27 protein-coding genes and 2 pseudogenes are annotated in these 22,056 nt (G+C 63.4%); 12 read left to right on the top strand and 17 right to left on the bottom strand.

Annotated elements, in window-relative coordinates:
• Nucleotides 1-16 precede the first annotated feature (16 nt).
• Nucleotides 17-481 carry a PTS IIA-like nitrogen regulatory protein PtsN gene (gene ptsN / locus X739_RS157680; RefSeq protein ID WP_023770617.1) on the top strand — a complete coding sequence of 155 codons (465 nt, stop codon included), beginning with the start codon at nucleotides 17-19 and terminating at the stop codon, nucleotides 479-481.
• A gap of 70 nt (nucleotides 482-551) precedes the next feature.
• Here ptsN and X739_RS157675 read toward each other — a convergent pair whose 3' ends face one another.
• Both X739_RS157675 and X739_RS157670 read right to left on the bottom strand, forming a co-directional pair.
• On the bottom strand, nucleotides 552-809 hold the full coding sequence (locus X739_RS157675) for a DUF1150 family protein (protein WP_023770616.1): 258 nt from the start codon (nucleotides 807-809) through the stop codon (nucleotides 552-554).
• A gap of 64 nt (nucleotides 810-873) precedes the next feature.
• Complete coding sequence (locus X739_RS157670; RefSeq protein ID WP_023770615.1) at nucleotides 874-1,299, bottom strand: Hsp20 family protein; 426 nt, start codon at nucleotides 1,297-1,299, stop codon at nucleotides 874-876.
• A 335-nt stretch (nucleotides 1,300-1,634) separates the two neighbouring features.
• On the opposite strand from X739_RS157670, the gene X739_RS157665 reads away from it, so the two are divergent.
• Nucleotides 1,635-2,579, top strand: coding sequence for a nucleoside hydrolase (locus X739_RS157665; RefSeq protein WP_023770614.1), 945 nt, complete (start codon nucleotides 1,635-1,637; stop codon nucleotides 2,577-2,579).
• 45 nt (nucleotides 2,580-2,624) lie between these two features.
• Here the strand turns inward: X739_RS157665 and X739_RS1000000169175 are convergent, their stop codons facing one another.
• The 9 genes and pseudogenes from X739_RS1000000169175 to X739_RS01000000165880 form a co-directional block, all read right to left on the bottom strand.
• A complete protein-coding gene (locus X739_RS1000000169175; protein ID WP_156939345.1) occupies nucleotides 2,625-2,852 on the bottom strand; it encodes a hypothetical protein in 228 nt (75 codons plus the stop codon).
• A complete protein-coding gene (locus X739_RS157660; protein WP_023770612.1) occupies nucleotides 2,825-3,439 on the bottom strand; it encodes a LysE family translocator in 615 nt (204 codons plus the stop codon). Before X739_RS157660 ends, X739_RS1000000169175 begins: the two co-directional genes overlap by 28 nt.
• A gap of 94 nt (nucleotides 3,440-3,533) precedes the next feature.
• On the bottom strand, nucleotides 3,534-4,979 hold the full coding sequence (locus X739_RS157655; protein ID WP_023770611.1) for an amidase: 1,446 nt from the start codon (nucleotides 4,977-4,979) through the stop codon (nucleotides 3,534-3,536).
• Nucleotide 4,980: 1 nt separating this feature from the next.
• The gene (locus X739_RS157650) at nucleotides 4,981-5,886 is read right to left on the bottom strand and encodes a ribokinase (RefSeq protein ID WP_023781189.1); all 906 of its coding nucleotides are present in this window, start codon (nucleotides 5,884-5,886) and stop codon (nucleotides 4,981-4,983) included.
• 86 nt (nucleotides 5,887-5,972) lie between these two features.
• Nucleotides 5,973-6,455, bottom strand: coding sequence for a hypothetical protein (locus X739_RS157645; protein WP_023770609.1), 483 nt, complete (start codon nucleotides 6,453-6,455; stop codon nucleotides 5,973-5,975).
• Complete coding sequence (locus X739_RS157640; RefSeq protein WP_023770608.1) at nucleotides 6,430-6,948, bottom strand: hypothetical protein; 519 nt, start codon at nucleotides 6,946-6,948, stop codon at nucleotides 6,430-6,432. Before X739_RS157640 ends, X739_RS157645 begins: the two co-directional genes overlap by 26 nt.
• On the bottom strand, nucleotides 6,915-7,307 hold the full coding sequence (locus tag X739_RS157635; RefSeq protein WP_023770607.1) for a hypothetical protein: 393 nt from the start codon (nucleotides 7,305-7,307) through the stop codon (nucleotides 6,915-6,917). Before X739_RS157635 ends, X739_RS157640 begins: the two co-directional genes overlap by 34 nt.
• 21 nt (nucleotides 7,308-7,328) lie before the next feature.
• A complete protein-coding gene (locus X739_RS157630) occupies nucleotides 7,329-7,799 on the bottom strand; it encodes a hypothetical protein (protein ID WP_023770606.1) in 471 nt (156 codons plus the stop codon).
• A 220-nt stretch (nucleotides 7,800-8,019) separates the two neighbouring features.
• Nucleotides 8,020-8,906: pseudogene (locus X739_RS01000000165880) on the bottom strand (bifunctional helix-turn-helix domain-containing protein/methylated-DNA--[protein]-cysteine S-methyltransferase).
• Nucleotides 8,907-9,233: 327 nt separating this feature from the next.
• Here X739_RS01000000165880 and X739_RS01000000165885 point away from each other — a divergent pair.
• Nucleotides 9,234-9,419 carry a hypothetical protein gene (locus tag X739_RS01000000165885; protein WP_023770604.1) on the top strand — a complete coding sequence of 62 codons (186 nt, stop codon included), beginning with the start codon at nucleotides 9,234-9,236 and terminating at the stop codon, nucleotides 9,417-9,419.
• Between the two features lie 76 nt (nucleotides 9,420-9,495).
• Here the strand turns inward: X739_RS01000000165885 and X739_RS157625 are convergent, their stop codons facing one another.
• The gene (locus X739_RS157625; RefSeq protein WP_023770603.1) at nucleotides 9,496-9,990 is read right to left on the bottom strand and encodes a DUF2244 domain-containing protein; all 495 of its coding nucleotides are present in this window, start codon (nucleotides 9,988-9,990) and stop codon (nucleotides 9,496-9,498) included.
• Between the two features lie 22 nt (nucleotides 9,991-10,012).
• Between X739_RS157625 and nth the strand changes: the two genes are divergently transcribed.
• Entirely contained in the window at nucleotides 10,013-10,825 is an 813-nt protein-coding gene (gene nth, locus X739_RS157620) for an endonuclease III (protein WP_023793765.1), read from the top strand.
• Here the strand turns inward: nth and X739_RS157615 are convergent.
• The gene (locus X739_RS157615; RefSeq protein WP_023793768.1) at nucleotides 10,813-11,268 is read right to left on the bottom strand and encodes a DUF2214 family protein; all 456 of its coding nucleotides are present in this window, start codon (nucleotides 11,266-11,268) and stop codon (nucleotides 10,813-10,815) included. The genes nth and X739_RS157615 overlap by 13 nt on opposite strands.
• A 200-nt stretch (nucleotides 11,269-11,468) precedes the next feature.
• On the opposite strand from X739_RS157615, the gene X739_RS157610 reads away from it, so the two are divergent.
• The gene (locus tag X739_RS157610) at nucleotides 11,469-11,669 is read left to right on the top strand and encodes a YdeI/OmpD-associated family protein (RefSeq protein WP_023770600.1); all 201 of its coding nucleotides are present in this window, start codon (nucleotides 11,469-11,471) and stop codon (nucleotides 11,667-11,669) included.
• Nucleotides 11,670-11,777: 108 nt separating this feature from the next.
• Nucleotides 11,778-12,311, top strand: coding sequence for a GNAT family N-acetyltransferase (locus X739_RS157605; protein ID WP_023793770.1), 534 nt, complete (start codon nucleotides 11,778-11,780; stop codon nucleotides 12,309-12,311).
• 175 nt (nucleotides 12,312-12,486) lie between these two features.
• Here X739_RS157605 and X739_RS157600 read toward each other — a convergent pair whose 3' ends face one another.
• Nucleotides 12,487-13,257, bottom strand: coding sequence for an IclR family transcriptional regulator (locus X739_RS157600; RefSeq protein ID WP_023793773.1), 771 nt, complete (start codon nucleotides 13,255-13,257; stop codon nucleotides 12,487-12,489).
• A 184-nt stretch (nucleotides 13,258-13,441) separates the two neighbouring features.
• Between X739_RS157600 and X739_RS157595 the strand changes: the two genes are divergently transcribed.
• The 5 genes and pseudogenes from X739_RS157595 to X739_RS157580 all read left to right on the top strand — a co-directional run bounded on the left by X739_RS157595 (nucleotide 13,442) and on the right by X739_RS157580 (nucleotide 18,583).
• Nucleotides 13,442-14,419: a tripartite tricarboxylate transporter substrate-binding protein gene (locus X739_RS157595; RefSeq protein ID WP_023770597.1), complete on the top strand. Its 978-nt coding sequence runs from the start codon at nucleotides 13,442-13,444 to the stop codon at nucleotides 14,417-14,419.
• Between the two features lie 130 nt (nucleotides 14,420-14,549).
• Entirely contained in the window at nucleotides 14,550-15,086 is a 537-nt protein-coding gene (locus tag X739_RS157590; protein WP_023770596.1) for a tripartite tricarboxylate transporter TctB family protein, read from the top strand.
• 4 nt (nucleotides 15,087-15,090) lie between these two features.
• Nucleotides 15,091-16,614 (top strand): tripartite tricarboxylate transporter permease, encoded by a 1,524-nt coding sequence (locus tag X739_RS157585; RefSeq protein WP_023793776.1) that lies wholly within the window; start codon nucleotides 15,091-15,093, stop codon nucleotides 16,612-16,614.
• 15 nt (nucleotides 16,615-16,629) lie between these two features.
• Nucleotides 16,630-17,735 (top strand): annotated as a pseudogene (locus X739_RS01000000165890) (CoA transferase).
• A complete protein-coding gene (locus X739_RS157580; protein ID WP_023781196.1) occupies nucleotides 17,732-18,583 on the top strand; it encodes a citryl-CoA lyase in 852 nt (283 codons plus the stop codon). Before X739_RS01000000165890 ends, X739_RS157580 begins: the two are co-directional and overlap by 4 nt.
• A gap of 3 nt (nucleotides 18,584-18,586) precedes the next feature.
• On the opposite strand, the gene X739_RS157575 is transcribed toward X739_RS157580, so the two are convergent.
• Nucleotides 18,587-19,063: an NUDIX hydrolase gene (locus X739_RS157575; protein WP_023770592.1), complete on the bottom strand. Its 477-nt coding sequence runs from the start codon at nucleotides 19,061-19,063 to the stop codon at nucleotides 18,587-18,589.
• A gap of 127 nt (nucleotides 19,064-19,190) precedes the next feature.
• On the bottom strand, nucleotides 19,191-19,499 hold the full coding sequence (locus tag X739_RS157570) for a hypothetical protein (protein ID WP_023781198.1): 309 nt from the start codon (nucleotides 19,497-19,499) through the stop codon (nucleotides 19,191-19,193).
• Nucleotides 19,500-19,880: 381 nt separating this feature from the next.
• Here X739_RS157570 and X739_RS157565 point away from each other — a divergent pair, with 381 nt between their 5' ends.
• Nucleotides 19,881-20,462, top strand: coding sequence for an invasion associated locus B family protein (locus X739_RS157565; protein WP_023793779.1), 582 nt, complete (start codon nucleotides 19,881-19,883; stop codon nucleotides 20,460-20,462).
• Nucleotides 20,463-20,521: 59 nt separating this feature from the next.
• On the opposite strand, the gene coaBC is transcribed toward X739_RS157565, so the two are convergent.
• Nucleotides 20,522-21,994, bottom strand: coding sequence for a bifunctional phosphopantothenoylcysteine decarboxylase/phosphopantothenate--cysteine ligase CoaBC (gene coaBC, locus X739_RS157560; RefSeq protein WP_023793781.1), 1,473 nt, complete (start codon nucleotides 21,992-21,994; stop codon nucleotides 20,522-20,524).
• Between the last annotated feature and the right edge of the window lie 62 nt (nucleotides 21,995-22,056).

Consider the following 22,056-nt stretch of genomic DNA (forward strand, 5'->3'; position numbering starts at 1 on the left):
ACAAGGATTTTCAAGCATGGATCTGAGCGATCTTATCAGCGTTCCGGCGATTTTGCCGGCGTTGAAGGCGAACTCCAAGAAGCAGCTTCTGCAATTGCTGTCCGAACGGGCGGCGACCGTTTCAGGCATTCCGGAACGGGAGGTGTTCGACACCATCCTGCAGCGCGAGCGGCTGGGCTCGACCGGCGTCGGCAACGGCATCGCCATCCCGCATGGCAAGCTCGCCGGCGTGAAGCGCATCGCCGGCGTTTTCGCCCGGCTGGAGACGCCGGTCGATTTCGAATCGCTGGATGACCAGCCGGTCGATCTGGTGTTCCTGCTGCTGGCGCCCGAAGGGGCGGGTGCCGATCATCTCAAGGCACTGTCGCGCATTGCGCGCGTGCTGCGCGACGCCGACACCGTGGCCAAGGTCAGGGGCACGCGCGACGCCGCGGCGATCCATGCGCTTTTGTCGGATACGCAGGCCTCGCACGCGGCCTGAAGCCATCTTTTTAAATATTGCTCCAAGGGCCGCCATGGGCGGCCCTTTCAGTTCAGCCAACCAATTGTCTTTAATGAATGGCGACGGTGGTCAGGTCGTTTTCCATGGCGCCGGCCAGCGCGCGGTCACGCGCGTCGGAAAGCAGGATCGGCTGGCCATTGGCTCCAAACAGAGCCCAAAGCTCCATGCCGGGCGCGATTTCACCGATGTTGGGGAAGCGGCCGAGCAGTTCGTCGCTCGAAACCTTGCGCAGATAGGCGACAGAGCCTTCGCCGAGATGGGCGAATTCGCCGTTGGTCATGGTGATGGTTTCGTCAGTTCTGGTCATTTCAAGCCTCCTTGGCGCGAGGACGCCGCTCAAGGCCATCCCGCATGAGAGCCATCGGTAAAGATCAGTCTTTCACCGATATGTTTATTTTCCGTACCAGCCGTTCCGACTCCGGCCGATCAAGGTCGATCGACAAAAGGCCGTTCTTAAGCTCCGCCGCGATCACACGCATGCCATCGGCCAGCACGAAGCAGCGCTGGAACTGGCGTGCGGCAATGCCGCGATGAAGGAATTCGCGCTCGGTATCGTCGGTCTGGCGACCGCGCACGACCAACTGGTTTTCCTCCGTTGTCACATCGAGATCGCTTTCGGCGAAACCGGCGACGGCGAGTGTAATGCGCAGCCTTTCGGCGTTGCCGTCGGCACCGCTCAGGCGCTCGATGTTGTAGGGAGGGTAGCTGTCGCCGGACTTCGCCAGACGCTCCAAGGTCTTTTCCATGGCGTCGAAACCCAGGAGAAGCGGGCTGGAGAAAGGCGTCATTCGGCTCATGTTACACTGTCCTCTCAAGAGCGACATAAACTGGAAAAACCCAAATGGCATTTTTCCCGGTGGTCTTGATATGGTCCGCCCCGCGAGCAAGTTCAAGCCACCGAAAGACCCGTCCAAGGAGGCCATGTCGCGGACCCACGGAAATAGCCCAGGATCACGTCGTGGACTCACAGGAATAATCGACATGGCGCTTGAAACGACGCGCGGATGCAAGGAGAAGCGCGCAGGCCGGAACCGTCCCCCGTCAAGCGGTTCAGCAGCTTTGCAGCCGGTTGGCGTCTTTCGGGCGCGGGACCGGTCCGGTGAGCTGATGGCCAGCCAAACAAGGAATTGAAATGCCCCAACCACGCAAGATCATCATCGACACCGATCCCGGCCAGGACGACGCCATCGCGATTCTGCTGGCGCTTGGCAGTCCTGAACTGCAGATCGTCGGCATATCGGCCGTAGCCGGCAACGTGCCGCTGAAGCTCACCGAAAAGAACGCCCGCAAGATCTGCGAACTGGCCGGCCGGCCCGATATCAAGGTCTACTCCGGCGCCATCCGTCCGTTGGCTCGCGAACTGGTCACCGCCGAGGAGGTCCATGGCAAGACGGGCTTGAACGGACCGGATTTACCCGAACCGACAATGAAGCTGCAGGACCAGTATGCCGTCGATTTCATTGTCGAGACGCTGATGAAGGAAGAGAGCGGCACCATCACGCTCTGCCCGCTCGGGCCGCTCACCAATGTTGCGCTGGCGCTAATCCGAGAGCCCCGGATTGCGCCGCGCATCAAGGAAATCGTGCTGATGGGCGGTGGCTTCTTCGAGGGCGGCAACGTCACGCCCACGGCCGAATTCAACATCTATGTCGATCCGCATGCCGCCGACGTCGTTTTCCGGTCCGGCATCCCGATCGTGATGATGCCCCTTGATGTCACCCACAAGGCGCTGACCACGTCCAAGCGCATCGAGGCCTTCCGCAAGCTCGGCACCAAGGTCGGCATCGCCGCCGCCGAGATGCTTGAATTTTTCGAGCGTTACGACGAAGGCAAATACGGCACGGATGGCGGACCGCTGCACGACCCCTGCGTCATCGCCTACTTGTTGAAGCCAGGTCTGTTCAAAGGCCGCTATTGCAATGTCACCGTGGAAACCACCTCCGAACTGACCATGGGCATGACCGTGGTCGACTGGTGGGGGGTTACCTCCAGGGAAAAGAACGCCATGGTGATGCGCGACATCGACCATGATGGTTTCTTCGCGCTGCTGGTGGAGAGGTTGGGGCGGCATAACTGACGTTTGGAACCGCCGACGAGCGCGCGTTGTCACCGGCACGCGTTGTCACCCATTGAGCAATCGATAGGTGTCGACGTCGTGCTTGTGGTGTTGCCGTTCAATAGGAACGAGCGAGCCGACAAGATGCGGTCGCGCGACGTCATCGTCGATCGAAATTCGCGTGTTGTCATCAAGGCGCACGTCGTAAAGTTGTGCAGCAGCGTACAATTCTTCAACATGTCCCTGCGAAGAACGCGCTTTCGCCGTTACTTCGCCTTCGAAAACGCCAGCCACAGGCCGCCGCCGACCATGAAGCTGCCGCTGATCCGCGACAGGAGCTTGATGCGGCTGGCCGACAGCATGCGCCCGGCCCGGCCGGCGGCGAGCGCATAGGTCGAATCCGACATGGCGGCGAAGATCATGGCGGTCAAGCCCATGATGACGATCTGCAGTGGGTAGTTGCCGGCGGGAGATATGAACTGCGGAAAGAAGGCGCCAAAGAAGATCAGTGTCTTTGGATTGCTCAGCGCCACGGCCAAGCCCTGCAGGAAGAAGCCGCCGCGTGGTTTGCGGGCGGTTCCGTCGGCGTTCAGCGTGCCCTTCGAGCGGAACATCTGCACGCCCATCCAGATCAGGTAGGCAGCACCGATCAGCCTGACCCACTCGAACCAGTGGCCCATGCCCGAAATCAGCGTGTTGAGGCCGATGCCGACGATGGCGATCATGACTGCAAGGCCGGCTTGCGTGCCGGCGACATTGGCGAGACCGGCGCGAGTACCGTGGCGGATGCTGTTGGCGATGATCAGTGTGACCGTCGGTCCCGGCACCAGGATGATGACGATGCAGGCAAGGACATAGGCAGCGTAGAGTTCCAGCGACATGATTTTTCCTCGCAACACCGTTATCACGGCCTGTCAGGCGACAATCAATGCATGCGGCGAGGACGGGCGCAAGCCGGCACGCGCCGCCTCTGGCTCAGGCCCCTGCGGACCAGGGCAACGTCGTCTCATAGGCAGCCGCGGCCTTCAGCACGGCGAGATCGTCGCGTGGCCTGCCGATCAGCTGCATGCCCATCGGCCGGCCCCTGTCGTCGAAGCCGGCGGGAACATTGACCGCCGGGCAACCGCCCAGGGTGGCGAAGGCCGAAACCTGCATCCAGCGATGATAACTGTCCATCATCCGTCCCGCGACTTCGCGGGGCCAATGGGTGCCGACATCGAACGGAAAGACCTGTGCGGTAGGCAGCGCGATAAGGTCGAAGCGGTCGAACATCGACAGCAGCGTGCGGTACCAGGAGGTTCGGACGACCGAGGCCGCTCGTATCTCCGGCGCCGTCAACCGCATCGCGTTTTCCACTTCCCATACGGCTTCCGGCTTCAGCAGGCCACGCCTGGCGGGATCGTCATAGTGTACTTTCAAGGCGCAGCCGCTGCTGGCCTGCCGCAGCACCACGAAGGCCTGCCAGAGTGCCTCGAAATCGAAATCCGGTCGCAAGGGCTCGGTCAGGAAAGATACATCCGTGAACCGTGCGAGTGCTGCCTCGCATAAGTCGAGGATGCCGGGTTCGATCGGCAGATGACCGCTGAGATCGCCGAGCCAGGCGATGCGGCCACCGGTCGCCGCCGTCGCGAGCCCTTCGAGGAAGGAGCCTTGCTTCTCATAGGAGAGAGGCGCCTGCGGATGGTAGCCGGCCTGCACGTCGAGCAAGAGCGCCATGTCGGCGACGTTGCGGCCCATCGGCCCCTCGACGCCCATCTGCGCGTGGAAAACCTCGAAGTCGGGACCGCTGGGCACGAGCCCCTGCGATGGCCGAAAACCGTAGACATTGTTCCAGGCCGCCGGGTTGCGCAGCGAGCCGCCGAAATCGCTGCCATCGGCGACGGGCACCATGTCGAGTGCCAGCGCCACCGCCGCTCCGCCACTCGAGCCGCCGGCGGTCAGCGCCGGATCGAAAGCGTTCAGCGTCGGTCCGAAAACATTGTTGTAGGTGTTGGAGCCGAGCCCGAATTCGGGAACGTTGGTCTTACCGATGATGATGGCGCCGGCGTCGCGGATGCGTTCGACGAAGAAATCGTCTTCCTGCGGCACGAAATCGGCGAAGATCGGCGAGCCGAACGAGGTCCTGAGGCCGGTGGTCGAGGCAAGGTCCTTGATGGCGATGGGGAGGCCAAAGAGGGGGCTGGTTCCGTCCGTCCGCCTGATATCGGCGGCATCGGCCTCACGCAGGATGTCGGCACGGTCGCGCAACGAGACGATGGCGTTAACCATTGGATTGACCGCGTCGATGCGGTCCAGGAACGCCGTCACCACCTCGCGCACGGAGAGTTTCTTCCGGCGGATAGCATCGGCAAGCTCGACAGCCGACAGGCGGCAGATGTCGCTGGCCGCGGGCACAGCGTGTCTGGTGCGGGGACGCATCATCTCAACGGGCTTGCTGCAAGGCCTGGTCGACATCCTTGGCCAGTGGGATCGCCGGCTGGGCGCCGGGCTTGAGGCAAGCCAACGAGCCGGCGGCGCCGGCACGCGCCAATGCCTGTTCGAGCGTGAGGCCCGACGACAGGCCGGCGGCGAAATAGCCGCAAAAGGTGTCGCCGGCCCCGACCGTGTCGACCGGCGTGATCTGCAAAGCAGCGACGGTCAGGAATTCGCTCGGCGTCGCCGCCATCACGCCGTCGCCGCCGAGCGTGACGACGATGATGCGTCCAGTCTTGCTGGCATAGTCGCGCATGCGCGCCGCACGATCGCGGCCTTTCAGGGCAAGGGCTTCGCCATAGAGGTCGAATTCGGTTTCGTTCGCGACCGCATAGTCGGCCTTGCCGAGGAAGGCGGCTGCCCCGGCATGGAAAGGGGCGGTGTTGAGGACAGTGATCGCGCCGGCCGCCCTTGCTTGGTCTAGGGCCGCATCCACCGTCGCGAGCGGAATTTCATGCTGCAGCAGCACGACGTCGCCCTTTGTCAGAAAAGCCTTGGAGAGGTCGCCGGGCACCACGGAAGCGTTGGCGCCGGGCACGACGGCGATGATGTTTTCGCCGTCATCGCCGACCATGATCAGCGCCGTGCCGGTCGAGGCGAAGGTTTCTCCCACGCCCGACAGGTCGACCTTGGCCTCGCGCAGCAAAGCCAGTGCCTCCGGTGCGAAATTGTCCTTGCCGACGGCGCCGACCATCCGCACCTGAGCCCCGGCACGCGCGGCGGCGAGTGCCTGGTTGGCGCCCTTTCCGCCGGGGGCCGTCTTGAAGCTGGAACCGCTCACCGTCTCACCGGGGCTCGGCAAGCGATCGACATTGGCGATAAGGTCGAGGTTGATCGAACCGACTACGATAATCAAGAAATGCCTCCTACTGATGCGCGGAAGCTATCCTGCCGAGCCCTGCGATGCCAGACCACGCGAATGGTCCAGCGTGATTTGCCGCCTCACTCGCATCGCACGGTGACGATGCCCTGATAGTTGCCGGCGGGAAAGATACCGCTCGACTTGGTGGCGGTGAGGTCGATCTGCATGGCGTGGGTGCCGTTGGCGACCCTTTGCGGCACGCTTCCGTTGTTGTCGACCCCCGAGCCATCGAGGCGGAAGACCGAGGCGAAGGTCACGTTGGTGCCGCCGCCGCTCGGCGCGGACGAGAATGCCGCAGGCGCCGGTGCTGAAACCGAATAGCAGTCCAGCAAGTTGAGCAGCGAGCACAGAAAGGAACTTGCCACCACGGTGGCGCTGGCGCTTGATCCGCCTGCCTGCTTGGAACCCAGTATGCCGATGGCCGGATTTGCGGTCATGGTGCCCGATGCCCCGACGATGATGGTGCAGGTGCCGATGATCGCAGCCTGCGCCGGAAGGCAGCAGCCGGCGAGCGCGGCCATCGCGAGCAGCGCGCGGTTATTTCCTCTTCTTTTTCTTGCCATCGCCGCTTCCGGTCCTGATGCTCCAGCCTTCGTTGGCCCATCCGGGTGATGCGGCCACGGGCGTGGGAGCGCTAGCTGCCACGCTCGCAGTCGGCCCGTCACCGCCGAGGCCCATCTTGAGGAGCTTCAGCTCCAGCTGCAGGCGCTCGACCTCAAGCTCGTAGAGGCGGCTGCAATCGACGCGCTTCGGCGTACGCCCGATCGGAATCACCACACGGCCGTAGGTGGCGATGTCGTTGTTCGCCTGATTGTTGCCTCTGATGACGCCAAGGTCGAGATAGGCACCGGTGCCCGATACGGCCGAGCGACAGGTGGTTCCGTCGGAAGCGTGGACCTCATCCTGCCCTTGAGGCAAGGTCACGCCGGGCAGGTTGAAGCCGCTCTCATTCTGATTGAGGTTGTAGACATCCTCGGCCAAAACCGGCGAGATCCCTGCCCAGATTGCCGCAAACGCGACTGTCAGGACTTGCGGTGCCCAAAAAACTTTCCGCATATCTGTGCCCTTATCTGCGTCTGTTGATTGGGAAAGGGGATGCTCTCGGTACAGATACGCACTTTACGCTCGGCAGCGCCGCCGAAGGGCACGACCACGAGGACAGGACGGGACGCCTGCGAGCCCAGTTGGAAAACGCTCGGAGAGATCTTGGCGTCCACTGGCTGAAAATTCTGATCGTAGACGTGGATTTCGACCTTGATCTTCTGGCCGTAGGGATTGGCGGGAAACACGCGGACCGCGAAGGCGTCGGTGAAACTGTTGACCTCACCCCGCATCGGCGACATCGACTGGGCGCTGGCGGCAATGGCCGGCAGGCCGACGGCCAGCGCCGTTGCCAGGACTCGTGCATGTTTCAAGGACCCCTCCTTCGCGACGGCCTATTCGCAGCGCAGTGTTACCGTTGCCTGATAGTTTCCGGTGGCGAAGCGGTTGCTGCCGCCCTTGGTGCCGGCGAGATGGACCGAGACAAGGTCGGCGCCGGGGACAGTGAGGGCGGTGGTGGCCCCCGTTTCAGCGGTCGTGTGAGCGCCGCTGGCCGAATAGGTGGGTGTCCAGGTGGTGGCCGTGCTGTCCGCGGCGGGCACAGTGGTGAGGGTCACCGGATCGACGCTAAGTGAAACACCCCCCGTGGTGGTGAGCGTGACTGTTCCAGCCGAACCGCCGCTGTTGTGGGAGCTCAGCGACTGAAGGTCCGCGCTCACCGTCATCGTGCCGTTGGTGCCGACAACGAGCGTACAGGTCGCGGTGATGGTGCCATTGAAAATGACATTCTGCGTTGTGGCCATCGCCGCGTGGTCCAGGCACATGACCAGCAAGGCTGCACCAAACACGGTGCGGAACAACTTCATCGAGATCCTCCTATTAAGTCGGATCGCCCGAATTAATATGGATCATCATCGCTTTATCGTGGTTAATTTAGCGTAAACTCAAATAAGGATTTGAAAGAACGCGGTGAAGAAACCGGCGGTTGTCCAAGGTTGTATCCAGAAGTTCCAAATTCATGCGCAATAATACTGCGTATTCCAAATATTGGTATATTCTATGCGACGGAAAGCAAAAATCGACATTTCACGACGAAATCTGCCCCGCCTCCCAGCCGAGGATGGCGCGCTTGCGGGTCAGGCCCCAGTGATAGCCGGTGAGATCGCCTGATTTGCCGATGGCGCGGTGGCAAGGCACCACGAAGGAGAGCGGGTNAGCGGGTTGGCGCCGTTGGCGGCGCCGACCGCGCGGCTGGCGCTCGGCGCACCAATGCTGGCCGCGATCGAGGAATAGGTACGGGCCTTGCCCATCGGAATCTGGAGCAGCGCCTCCCAGACGCGGACCTGGAAGTCGGTCCCGATCATGACGACATGAAGCGGCTGATCGGCGCGCCAGAGCGTCGGCTCGAAGATGCGCGCGGCATAGGGCCCTGTCGCTTCCCTGTCGTCGACATAGAGCGCGTTCGGCCAGCGGCCGGACATGTCGGCAAAAGCGGTGCGTTCCTCGCCGGCGTCGCAGAAGGCGAGGCCGGCAAGCCCGCGGTCGGTGGCCATGATCAGGGCAGTGCCGAACGGGGAGCTGTGATAGCCGTAGCGGATGGTGAGGCCAGCGCCGCGCGTCTTGTAGTCGCCCGGTGACATCGCCTCATGGGTGACGAACAGGTCGTGCAGCCTGCCGGGGCCGGACATGCCCAGTTCGAAGGAGGTTTCGAGCAGAGGCATTCCTGAATCGAGCAGCCTGCGCGCATGGTCCAGCGTCACCGCCTGCAGGAAGGCCTTGGGCGAAAGGCCGGCCCAGCGGGTGAAGAGTTTTTGCAAGCCGGTCGGCGTCTCGCCGACCTCCTCGGCCAGTTCTTCCAGCGATGGCTGGTCGCGATAGTCGAGGCTGATCTTTTCGATGGCGCGGCGCACGATTTCGTAGTCGCTGCCCTCAGGCGTGATGTCCTTCTTGAGGACTGCCGTGTGTGTGCTCATGGACCTGTCTCCTTGGGCTGGAATATCGCCCCTTGGGGCGCGGATCGCCACCCGAAACTTGCCTTCTTGCAGCCCTTGCCCAGATAGACCCGGGCTTCGAGCCAGCGAGCCGCTGATGGCTGGCGAAAAAGTCCATCCGGCGGGGGCAAAAGAGACATTGCTCATGACGCTCCACCGCAACGCGCTGGAGAGCCGGATGCCGGATCCGCTGCTTGGGTTCATTTCGCGGACCCGCAGGCGAACTGGTCTTCGACGCCTATAGCCGTTTCGGCCTGACGCTGCTTCGTCTCAATCCGACGATCAAGGCGACGGGCGCGCCAAGGTCCATTGGGGATCGACGACCCGCACGAACTGGAACGGGCGGTTCCGAAGCTGCGGTTCAGCGAGGGCATCTCGGCCTACAAGCCTGAGCACGCTGCCCGAATGGGCTGGTCCGCCAAGCTGTTCGTTCGCGTTTGGAAATACGTTCCGGCGCTGCGCAAGATCGGCAGGCTGCTGCGGTATCGCTTCTGAAGCACAGTGTTAGTCGCGAACCGCCCTATCTGTTTGTTTCCACGCAATTCCCAACGGAAATTTCCTGGAATTGCCTTTAGCGCGCCTTGGCGGTCGCCAGCGCGCGCGAGAAGGCAGTGGCGAAGCTCTCGCGCGAATCGGGGTCGAGGAAGCCGCCGATCGGCACGTTCTGTCCTTGTGCTTCCACGGTCATTTTGGTGATGCCGATCTCGGCGTGCCGGGCGATCGAAAACCGTACCCAGAACGGATTGAAGCGATGCGCTTCCGACTTTCCCGAGGGGGCCGTCTTGCGAATGTCGAGGCTGGTGCGCGAGACCGACACTTCCTCGCGGGCGCGTGCAGCCCGGTAATTGACGCGGAAGGCGATGTAGACGGCCACCACGTCGAGGCCGAAGAAGCCGAACACCGGCCAGGCACCGCGCGACAGGAAAAACGCACCCGTCACCAGCCAGCCGAACATCAGTGCGCCCATCAGGATCAGGAAGCCCGTCCTGCCCAGCGACCGGTGCGGGGTCAGCAATGCATGAAAGAAGGGCTCGTCAGCCTGAAACGAGGCGTTTGTGTCACTCATGACAGACTATTATAGGAGGGAAATGGCGCGTCCCAAGTCCAATGAGTCTTCCATGCCCGAAAAAGAGCTGCCGGCCGGACGGCGTGATGGGTCCAATGCCAAGCCGCGCCCTCGGCCGCTGCGGCGCTCGTCCCGCTACAGCCCGGCCGAAGTGCATGAGATTTTCCGGCGTTTTTCGGTACAGCGGCCGGAGCCGAGGGGCGAACTCGAACACGTCAATGCCTTCACGCTGCTGGTGGCGGTGGTGCTTTCGGCGCAAGCGACCGATGCGGGTGTCAACAAAGCGACGCGGGCTCTGTTCAAGGTTGCCGACACGCCGCAAAAGATGCTGGCGCTCGGTGAAACCAAGGTCGGCGACTATATCAGGACCATCGGTCTCTGGCGCAACAAGGCCAAGAACGTCATCGCCCTATCGCAGGCGCTGATCAGCGACCATGGCGGCGAGGTGCCGGATGACCGCGATGAACTGGTCAAGTTGCCCGGTGTCGGGCGCAAGACCGCCAATGTCGTGCTCAACATGGCCTTCGGCCAGCATACGATGGCGGTCGACACGCATATCTTGCGCATCGGCAACCGGCTTGGCCTGGCGCCGGGCAAGACGCCGGAACAGGTCGAGCAGGGGTTGTTGAAGATCATACCGGACGAGTATATGCGCCATGCGCATCACTGGCTGATCCTGCACGGCCGCTATGTCTGCAAGGCGCGCAAGCCGGATTGCCCGGCCTGCGTCATTGCCGATATTTGCAAGGCAGAGGTGAAGACGAACAGCATTCCGGCGCCCCTGGTGCCGATCGCTCCGCTTGAAACTGTCGCCGCCGAAGATCAGATGCCGTAGCCGCGCGCCATCGCCGCCGCGAACACCGGGATCAGCAGGAAGACGACAGCCTCGGCGCGGATGTAGGTCTTCACCGAAGCCAGTTCGCCCAAGGGCACGGCGAAGGATGGATCGGCGCTGGCCTGCCTGTTCCAGGAAATGAAACGGACGGTCGGGATGATCGACAGCAGACCGACGATCGCAAACGCCGTCATCTTGGCCCAGAACACCCAGTTGTGGACGTAGAACTCCCAGCCTTTGAGCCCCCAGACGAGACGGCCGATGCCGACGACGATGATGAGGGCGGCGATGATGCCGTAATGGCGGTCGATGGCGGCGAGCCGCTTCAGTGTCGCGGCGGGCAGGTCGCCACGGATCAGCACGAATTCGGCGCCGATGATCCCCGCCAGCGAGAACACCAGCAGGTGATGAACAATGGCAAGCGCAAGGTCGGTTGTATCCATGCTCGTCGCCCCAGGTCGATGGCCCAAACTCGCCTGTAAAAAGGTCGCGTTGGCAGGTGCTGAATCATCCTGCGGGGAAATAACACCGCCGCATGGATTTCCCATAGCGGAGTCCGCACCTAGCCATAGGCAGCGTTGACGCCGAATCCTGGCAGGTTACGTTCGCAGACGTGACCGGATTGAAACGAGCCGTGAACCCGATGACCGACACGGTCCGCGCTGCCCTGGTGGAGCGCGGGCTGACGACCGCCTATGAGGCTCGGCCGGACTATCAGAGGAACGACTATCTGGGCTGGATCCGCCGCGCCAAGCGACCGGACACCAGGCGAAAGCGGCTCGACCAGATGCTGGATGAATTGCAGCGTGGTGGTGTCTACATGAATATGGTTTGGCACGGCTGAAGTTCTCTTCGATCAACTAGGCCTCCCTGGATGATGGCGCGTATCGCCCTGGCCCTTGCACCGCACCAGCGATTTGCTAAGCGCTGACGATCAGCGAGGCATATCGTCATGAAAAATCCGCACGGCGTTCCGGTCATCGAGACCGAGCGAACCATTCTAAGGGCGCACCGACTGGAGGATTTCGATGCCTATACCGCCATGTGGGCCGACCCCGTCGTCACCCGCTTCATCGGCGGCAAGCCGCGCACGCGTGAGGAAAGCTGGATGCGCTTCCTGCGCCATGCCGGCCTGTGGTCGCTGCTTGGCTACGGCTTCTGGGCCATCGAGGAGAAAGCGACCGGCCGCTTCGTCGGTGAGGCCGGTTTCCACGATCTGAAGCGCGACATGGAGCCGTCGATCGAAGGCATCCCAGAGGCGGGGTGGGCGCTCGCCCCGGCCGCGCACGGCGCCGGCCTTGCCACGGAGATCGTCAGCCGCGTGCATGGCTGGGGCGACGAGACGTTCGGACGTGCCAGAACCGTCTGCATCATCGATCCCGAAAATACGGCTTCGCTGAACGTCGCCAGGAAGTGCGGCTATACCGAGCTGACGCAGACCCTCTATCACGATGCGCCGACCATCCTGTTGGAGCGGCTGCCCTGAGCGGTGTCAGGCGAGGCGGAGGGCGCCGACAACCAACCGGCCAGGCGCTACAAACGCGCAATCCGGACGGAAAACCGCTGCACACCTGACCTGCCGCGGCCGGCCTTGAGCCGCAGCTTCCCTACAAGGGCGGCGAACGGAAGTTGGAGGTCTTCCGACGCCATAATGGCGGGAGCTAGCGCCAAGCCTCCGTCGCGAGGCTCACCTGATCCAGCATGGAGGCATCCCCGCCGAAGGCGCGAGTGGCGCGGGCCGCCGCCTCAAGCAGCGGGCGCTTCATGCGCCCAAGGAAGGCAGCGTCGACGCGCGTGCTTGGACCAGCCAGCGTCAAGGCGCCAAGCAGCACGTGGCCCGGCCCAAAAACCGGTGCCGAGACGCCTGCCGTTTCGTGGTCCCGGTCACCCACAGCGAGACAATTGAACGTTTTACGGATGGTTTCGTAGGGTTCGCCCTGCTGTCCCGAAAACGCCGCCAGCACGCGCCCGCCCGAGCCCGCGAGCAGAGGCAATACGTCGCCTTCGCGTATCGTGTAGCGGATCGGATGCTTGGATTCGACCCGATAAAGACAGGTGCGCACGTCTCCCGAGCGGACGTAGAAGGCAACACTCTCCCAACTTCGTTCGGAGAGATCGCGCATGATCGGCAACAGGATGTCCGCCGCCACCACCGAACGCTGGTAAAGCGCGCCAAGCCGAAAGGCGGCGGGTCCGACGCGATAGCGCCCATCGTCCAGGCGCTCGAGCAGTTGCCCGCGCAACAGCGAATTGGCGAGCCGCAGTATCGTACTTTTGTAAAGCCCAGTGCGCATCGCGATTTCAGCAAGACTTAGCGAGCGGTCGGCCGTGCTGAAGGCATCGAGGATGGCGATCGCCCGGTCGAGTGCCGCAACACCTTCGACGGAGGTGCGCCGGATTTCGGCATCAGCCGAGTTGCCTTGTAAGTCCATTGCGGTTCCCAATCCGGAGAAGCCCGAGCGGAACCACTCTGTCGCGCCACCGCACCGTTCTGTCCAGAAGAATGTCGTTCCTGTTGACGGAACAAGGTAAAATCTGCTTGAACTTGATCACGGGTCTGTGAACAGGCGCGTTTTGGCAGGCACCGGAGGAGGTGTCGTGATCTGGAGGAATCCCATGCTGAACAGACGCAGATTTTTGATGAGCACGGTGGCGGCTGGCGCGGCCGGGCTGGTGGCATCGCATTTCTCACCCGCCTTCGCCGAAGGTGCACCTCAAGTCCAAATCTTCGTGCCGGCAGCGCCCGGCGGCGGCTGGGACCAGACGGCGCGCACGATGGATCAGGTGCTGCGCGGCGAGAAGCTCATCTCCGGCTCCCAGATCACCAATGTCGGTGGCGCCGGCGGCACGGTAGGGCTGCCGCAGTTCATCAATCAGTGGAGCGGCAAAGGCAATTCGCTCATGGTCGCGGGCATGGTCATGGTGGGGGCTATCATCGCCAACAAGGCAGCCAACAACCTGACCCAAGTCACGCCCATCGCTCGTCTCACCGGTGAGTTCGAGGCCTTGGTGGTGCCGGCGGACTCGCCGTTCAAGACGGCCGCCGATTTCGTCGCGGCGCTCAAGGCCGACCCGACGAAGGTTCCTGTCGCGGGCGGCTCGGCCGGTGGCTCCGACCACATCCTGTTCGGCCTGATCGCCAAGACGGTTGGCGTTCCGGCTCCCAGCCTCTCCTATGTACCGTTCGCGGGGGGCGGCGAAGCTCTGTCGGCATTGCTCGGCAACCAGGTGGCGGCCGGCATTTCCGGCTTCGGCGAGTTCTCCGAGCAAGTCAAGGCGGGCGCGCTCAGGCTGCTCGCCATTTCGGCCGACAAGCGCCAGGACGGCATCGACGCGCCGACGCTGAAGGAAGCCGGCATCGATGTAGAACTGTTCAACTGGCGCGGCGTCTTCGCGCCGCCCGGCATTTCCGACGCCGACAAGGCGGCGATGATCACGCTCGTCGAAACCATGGCCAAGAGCGATGCATGGGCGACCGAATGCAAGAACCGCAACTGGACGTCCATCCTGCTCACCGGCGACGATTACGCGAAATTCGTCACCGAGGATTCGGCTCGCATCGAGGCCATCCTCAAAGATCTCGGTCTCGCCTGATTTTCCCCAAGGGACGGCGCGAGCCGTCCCACATTCTTCAATTGCAGCCGGCCGCAGGGAGGCGATCGGTACTAGAGGGCACGGCGAAGGTTGGCCGCGGTCTCGGCCATCCATAGCGGGGAGGACATTCATGAGCACCATCAACCAGCAGGCGGCGCCCTCGCGGCTTGCCATGCCGGAATTGCTGATCGGCGTCGGCCTCCTGGCCTGCGCCGGGGCCGTGGCCTGGCAGACGCTGGCGATCCCGATCTCGCCGCTCTATTCCAAGGTTGGTCCGACCGTCTTTCCCTATCTCACCATGGTCGGACTGGTTGTGCTTTCCCTGGCGCTCATCCTCGCCGCGCTTCGCGGCGGCTGGCAGCCGGAGGAGGAAAAGGAAACGCCGACCGACTGGAAGGCGATGGGCTTCGTCGTCATCGGTCTGCTGGCCAATCTTGTGCTCATCCAGCCGCTCGGCTTCACGGCCGCATCGGTCATCATGTTCGTTCTGGTCTGTTACGGTTTCGGCAGCAGGCATACGCTGCGGGATGTGCTCACCGGCCTTGTGCTGGCGCTGGCTGCTTATTTCGGCTTTGCCAAGGCGCTCGGCGTCAACATCGGCGCCGGTTTTGTCGAGAACCAGCTCAACATGGTGATCGACGCGTTCACAAGCACGCTAGGAGGCTGAGACCATGGATACGCTCAGCCATCTCGCACATGGTTTCGCGGTCGCTTTCAGCCCGACCAATCTTTTGTGGTGCCTGCTCGGCACGACGCTTGGCACCGCCATCGGCGTGCTGCCTGGACTTGGGCCGGCACTGACTATCGCGCTGCTGTTGCCGATCACCTATCAGGTGGCGCCGGAGGCGTCCTTCATCCTGTTCGCCGGTATCTATTACGGCGCCATGTATGGCGGCTCGACGACGTCGATCCTGCTCAACACGCCAGGCGAGAGCGCAACCATCGTGACGGCGCTGGAAGGCAACAAGATGGCCCGCTCCGGCCGCGGCGGCGCCGCGCTCGCCACCTCCGCGATCGGCTCGTTCGTCGCCGGCACCCTTGGCACGCTCGGCGTCGCCTTCCTGGCCCCGGTCGTGGTCAAGTTCGCGCTGGCTTTTGGCCCGGCGGAGTATTTTTCGCTGATGGTGCTCGCCTTCATCACGGTTTCGGCGGTGCTTGGGTCGTCGGCGGTGCGAGGCCTGACCAGCCTGTTTGCCGGCTTTGTAATCGGGATGATCGGCGTGGATCTGCAGACGGGCCAGCCGCGCTTCACCTTCGGCATGACGGAATTGCTCGACGGCGTCGACGTCATCATCGCCGCCGTCGGTCTGTTCGCGGTTGGCGAGACGCTCTACATGGCCTCGCGCCGCTATGCCGGCAAGGACGAGATCGTGCCGCTGAAAGGCTCGCTCTACATGACGGCGGCCGAATGGGGCCGCTCATGGAAGGCCTGGCTGCGGGGAGCGGCGATCGGCTTTCCGATCGGCGCCATGCCGGCCGGCGGCGCCGAGATCCCGACCTTCCTGTCCTATGCCATCGAAAAGAAACTGTCGAAGCACAAGCAGGAGTTCGGTACGGTCGGCGCCATCGAAGGCGTTGCAGGCCCCGAAGCCGCCAACAACGCGTCCGCGGCCGGCGTGCTGGTGCCGATGTTGACGCTTGGGCTACCGACCTCGGCGACGGCGGCGATCATGCTGTCGGCCTTCCAGAGCTACGGCATCAACCCTGGACCGCTGCTGTTGACGACACAGGCCGATCTCGTCTGGGGGCTGATCGCCAGCCTGTTCATCGCCAATGTCATCCTGGTCATCCTCAACCTGCCGCTGATCGGCCTGTGGGTGCGGCTGCTGAAGATCCCGGCGCCGCAACTTTATGCCGGGATCCTGGTGTTCGCCACTGTCGGCACCTACGGCATCTCGCAGTCGCCGATCGATCTCGTCATCCTCTATCTCCTGGGTGCCGCGGGCTTCCTGATGCGGCGGTTCGATTTCCCGACCGCGCCCGTCATCATCGGCATGATCCTGGGACCGCTCGCCGAAACCCAGTTCCGACGGGCGATGACTATCTCCAACGGCGACTGGTCGGTGTTCTACAAGCATCCGCTGTCGCTGACCCTGCTGACGCTCGCCTTCATCGGCCTCGTCGGGCCGCATGTCTGGGCCTTCATCGAGCACCGTCGGCGGCGTGGTCCCGAACATGTGCCGGGCGATGCCTGAGCGATCTGAAAAGATATGACAGACCTGCTTTCCGGTATCCGCGTCCTCGACCTGACCAATGTTCTCGCCGGGCCTTACTGTGCCTATCAGCTGGCCTTGCTGGGAGCTGACGTGATCAAGGTCGAAGGGCCGCAAGGCGGCGACCTGGCGCGCCAGCTCGGCGGCTCGCCAAAGCTCAACAGCGCGGGTATGGGCGCATCGTTCCTGGCCCAGAACGCCGGCAAACGATCGGTCATGCTCGACCTCAAGAGCGAGACGGATCGCGAGCGCTTCCTCGACCTGGTCGCCAGCGCCGATGCGCTGGTCGAGAATTTTCGTCCCGGCGTGATGAAACGTCTCGGGCTTGGCTACGAGATGCTGAGGGCGGTCCGCCCGAGCCTCGTCTATTGCGCGATATCGGGTTTCGGGCAGAGCGGGCCAATGCGCGACAACCCGGCCTATGACCAGATCATCCAGGGTCTTTCCGGGATCATGAGCATAACCGGCACGCCGGAAACCGCGCCGCTGCGCGTCGGCTATCCCGTCGCCGACACGCTGGGAGGCTTGGTCGGCGCGTTCTCCATCGCCGCGGCACTGGTCAGGCAGAAGACATCGGGCGAGGNGTCGATCCCAAGCCGATGGGCAATGAGAACATGACGGCGGCTCCCTCCGGCGCCTTCCGCACCGGCGACGGGCTCATCAACATCGCCGCCAATAAGCAGGAGCAGTTCGTGGCGCTGTGCCGTCTGATCGGACGGCCGGAACTGGCGTCGGACCCGCGCTTTGCCGAGCGCGAAACCCGCAAGCAGAACCGCGCCGCGCTCAAGGCCGAGATCGAGGATGCTCTGGCAAGCGATCCGGCGGCAATTTGGGAAGAGACGCTCAACCGAGCCGGCGTGCCGGCGGGCCGGGTACTGACGATCCCACAAGTGCTGACCGAACCACAGGTGCTCGAACGCCAGGTGACGGCTCGTTTCGAGAATGTGGCTGGAATGGAAGGGCCGCTGACCGTCCTGCGCGGCGGTTTCATGATAGACGGCACGGCACCGTTGCCGACGCGGCCACCGCCAGTGCTGGGCGAGCACATGGACGAGGTGTTCGCCGGTCTGCCGCCGCACGCCAAGGCAAAGGCCCTGACATGAGCGGCGTGGAGAAGAAAACAGGCCGCGCGCGCGGCGAGGAATGGTGGCAGACCGGCATCATCGAGATGAGCCCCGGTGTGATCCGGCTGCGCGGCTACGAGATCCAGGACCTGATCGGCCGCGTCAGCTTCCCGGCTGTCATCTGGCTGATGCTGCGTGGCGAATTGCCCAGCGAGGACGAGGCGGCACTGCTCGGCATTGCCTTGGGGGCGGCCGTCGACCACGGGCCACAGGCGCCGTCGATCGCCATCGCCCGCATGGCGGCCACCTGTGGCGTCGGCATCAACAGCGCCATGGCCTCGGCCATCAACGTGCTGGGCGACGTGCATGGCGGCGCCGGCGAGCAGGCGCTTTCCTTCTATGGCGATATTGCCGTGGCGCTCGATGGCGGCATGGCCCTAAACGAAGCGGTTTCGACACGTCTCGACCGGTTCTTCGGGCAGGAGAAGGGCTATGTGCCGGGGCTTGGCCATCGCTTCCATCCTGTCGATCCGCGCGCGCCGCGCCTGCTGGAACTGGTCAGAGATTTTGCCGCGCGTGGCGTGGTCAACGGCCGCTTTGCCGACATCGCCGAGGCCGTCGAGGCCGACGTAGCGCGGCGCAAGGGCAAAAAAATCCCGCTCAACATCGATGGCGCCACCGCCGTCATCTATGGCGAGCTCGGCTTTCCGCCGCCGCTGACGCGCGGGCTCTTCGTGCTGTCGCGTTCCGTCGGCATCCTGGCGCATGCCTGGGAGCAATCTCAGCAGTCCGAGCGCAACAAGGGGCCGCTGCCGCGCGAATGGCTGTGGGCCTATAGCGGTCCGCCGGCACGGCCGCTTCCCGGAGATGAGGGCGCGGACAATTGAGGCTTATGCCTGCTCGAGCGGCGTGGGCCCGGGAAGCTTCAAGGTGTTCACCAGCGTCGAGAGATCGGGCTCGTCGATGAGCATCGCGGCGTCGGCCGGCGCCAGCCAGGCCCGCTGCCGCCGCTTGGCTTCCTGCCAATCGGCAAGCTCTTCCGTCACTTCCAGCAGAAACACGACGACGTCGACGCGGACAAAGCGGTTGGCCAAGCGTTTCCAATAGGAATAGGTGCCCGCCGGCTGCTTCAGCGTCTTGCCGAGCACGCCGGCTTCCTCCAGCGCCTCGATGGTGGCTGCCTTGCGCCCGCTCTTGCCTTTCATCGGCCATCCCTTGGGCACGATGAAGCGTCTCGTGGTTCTCGATGTAACCAGCATCACCTCGATGCCGCCATGCGCGTTTAGCCGGAAGGGTATCGCCGCCACCTGGCGGATCCCTTCGCCCCGCTTGGCTTGGCGTACGGCCTTTTTCTTGGTGGCTGCCATCTCAATAATCCAGTCGCTGCAATGCCCCTTAGCGTGCCGCGACGCCTTTGGAAAATCCAAACTACCGCAGGGACATCCGAAGTGCCCTATCATGTAAGTCGGCTAAATAAAAGAAGCTGCCCGTCCGTCAGCGGCAGGTGCTCACGGCGGTGTTGCCGATTATTTGCGTCTGGCAGCTCGGCCTGACCTGCGGCACGACCGGCGGCGGTTGCTGGACGATGATGCGATCCTGGGCACGATACTGCTGTTGCTGCTGCTGAAACTGCTGCCGCTGAACCCGGTTTTGCAAGGCTTGCAGATCGTTCTGCTGGATGAGTGTGTTGTTTCTGACCGCGGGATTGAGCACCTGCGCGGAAGCGGGCGTCGCAAAGCCGGCGGAAACCGCTCCAGCCAGCACCACCAATGGGAAAATCATCGATGAACGACGCGTATACATCCATTCATTCCTGCAAGAAATCTCATCACACCAGATATATAGGACGTTTGCCCGGCGATGCCATGGCGAATGCCGATCAGCCTCACGCCAACCGAGCCGCGCAAGGGCTTGTACCCGCGCGCTGGCTGCGTGTTCCGGTAAGGAAGAAGGGTCGGTTGCCGGTTTCAACTTTTTCCACCGAGGAGGGGGAGATCGAAGGCCGCTTCGCCGCGGCGGGGAATCTGCTGGCAACCCCGCATTGCACTGACGGAGGCGATCGATTCGCCGCTCTATCGGGTCGGCGCCTGCCTCGAGCTGAATTGCGGCAATGGCGTCGGTATGTCCGTCAGGTATAATGGCGCCTTCGGGAAACGGAGGCGGAGCCGGGCGGGTGAGATCTTGATGAGGAAATACGCGTATTTCGCAGCAGTGCTGGGTGCTGCCTGCATCGCAGGCCTGCCGGCCATGGCGGCGCAAACCAAGGGCGACAAGGTGACGGCAACGCCGCCCGCCGCAACTGACGCGCCGCAACTGCCGGGTGGTGCTTCGGCCTTCTCCGAAACCCATGGTGACTGGACGGTCAATTGCCAGATATCGGGCACGAACAAGGTCTGCAGCCTGTCGCATCAGCAGTTCAACAAGCGAAGCAACCAGCGGCTTTTGGCGATCGAGCTGTCGAACAAGACCGGCGAGGATGCGACCGGAACGCTCGCCCTGCCTTTCGGTCTGGCGCTTGCAAAGGGTGTCGCGCTGACCGTCGACGATCAGAAGCTCGACGGCAGCCCGCCGTTCAGCACCTGCCAGGTGATCGGCTGCCTAGTGCCAGTGGCGTTCGATGCCAATGTCACGCCGCTGCTCAAGAACGGCACCACACTCAAGATCGATGCGTTCGCGGCCGATACGGGGCAAGTCGTAAGCTTTTCCATTCCGCTCAATGGCTTCAGCGGTGCGCTTGCCCGCACGGCGGAGCTTTTGGCCAACTGACGGCTTGGCTCACCGCAAGCGACAGGGGTGTTGGCGGCCAACGCTTCCGCCGACACTTGTCAGACGACGATCGTCTTCAACCGCTCGGCGATGAGCGCGGCAAGCCGTGCCGCTACCTCGTCCTTGGTCATTTCAGGCCATTCCTCGACGCCGGCCTTCGACACGATCCGCACCCGGTTGCGATCGCTGCCCATCACGCCTGAAGAACCGATGCCGCTTTGGTGCGACACATCGTTGGCGACGATAAGATCGGCCCCTTTCTTCCTGAGCTTGGCCTCGGCGTTGCGCAAGAGATCCTGCGTCTCGGCGGCAAAGCCGACGACCAGAGCTGGTCGCTGCTCGTGGTGGCCGACACTCGCCAATATGTCGGGGTTTTCGACCATGCGCAGCACCGGCGGGCCTTCGCCCGCGACCTTCTTGATCTTCTCACCGGCTGAATTCTCGGGGCGCCAGTCGGCAACGGCGGCGACGAACACCGCGGCGTCGGCGGGCAGAAGCTGTTCCACCGCGTCGCGCAGCTCCTGCGCCCGTTCGACATGGAGGGTCTTCACTCCGGCCGGATCGGCGATGGTGACGGGACCGGAGACGAGGCGCACATCGGCGCCGAGCCTTGCCAATGCCGCGGCGATGGCGTGGCCCTGCTTGCCGGACGAGCGGTTCGCGATATAGCGCACCGGGTCGATCGGCTCGTGCGTCGGGCCCGACGTGACGATGATCTTCCGTCCCGCCAGTGGCTTGGGGCCGGCATCGAGCAGCGCCTCGACCGCGGCGACGATCTCCAGCGGTTCGGCCATGCGGCCTTCGCCGGCCTCATTGCTCTCGGCCATCTCACCCTTGGCGGGGCCGACGAAGGTGATGCCGTCCTTGCCCAAGCTCGCGCGGTTACGGCGGGTGGCGGGATGCGACCACATCCTGGGGTTCATCGCCGGGGCCATCAGGACCGGCTTGTCGGTGGCGATGAGCACGGTCGAGGCCAGATCGCTGGCATGGCCATTGGCGAGCTTGGCCATCAGGTCGGCGGTGGCGGGCGCCACCACCAGGAGGTCCGCCTCGCGCGACAGCCTGATATGGCCGACATCGTGCTCATCCTTGCGGTCGAACAGGTCGGTGAAGGCATGGTCGGCGGAGAGCGTACCAGCCGACAGCGTGGTGACGAACTCCTGCGCCGCCGATGTCATGACGACGCGCACCGCCGCGCCGCGCTCGCGCAGCCGGCGAATGAGGTCGAGCGCCTTGTAAGCGGCGATGCCGCCGCCGATGATGAGCAGGATGCGCTTGTTGGAAAGCGTGCCTCGCGGCAAGCTCTTGCCTGTCAAGGCTGACGCCCGGATCGGCGTGCCTTGCGAATTGGTGAGTTCTTGAAGGGCTTTCTCGATCTGGTCGAGACGACCAATCGGGCCCACCTGGCCGTCGACAGCGGCCCGGATCATCACCCGCGCCTGTTCTTCCATGGAGCGATCGTTTGCCGCCGCCAGGCGGCGCAGCAACTCCTTGATCTCATCGTCTAGGTTACGGATCGTGATGGTGGCCATCTGATTGCACTCTACTCATCTTGCCTGATAGCGATGATAGCAATGCAATCAAATTGCCGCAA

The organism is Mesorhizobium sp. LNHC209A00 (genome assembly GCF_000502915.1).
In the GTDB taxonomy this organism is placed as follows: domain Bacteria; phylum Pseudomonadota; class Alphaproteobacteria; order Rhizobiales; family Rhizobiaceae; genus Mesorhizobium.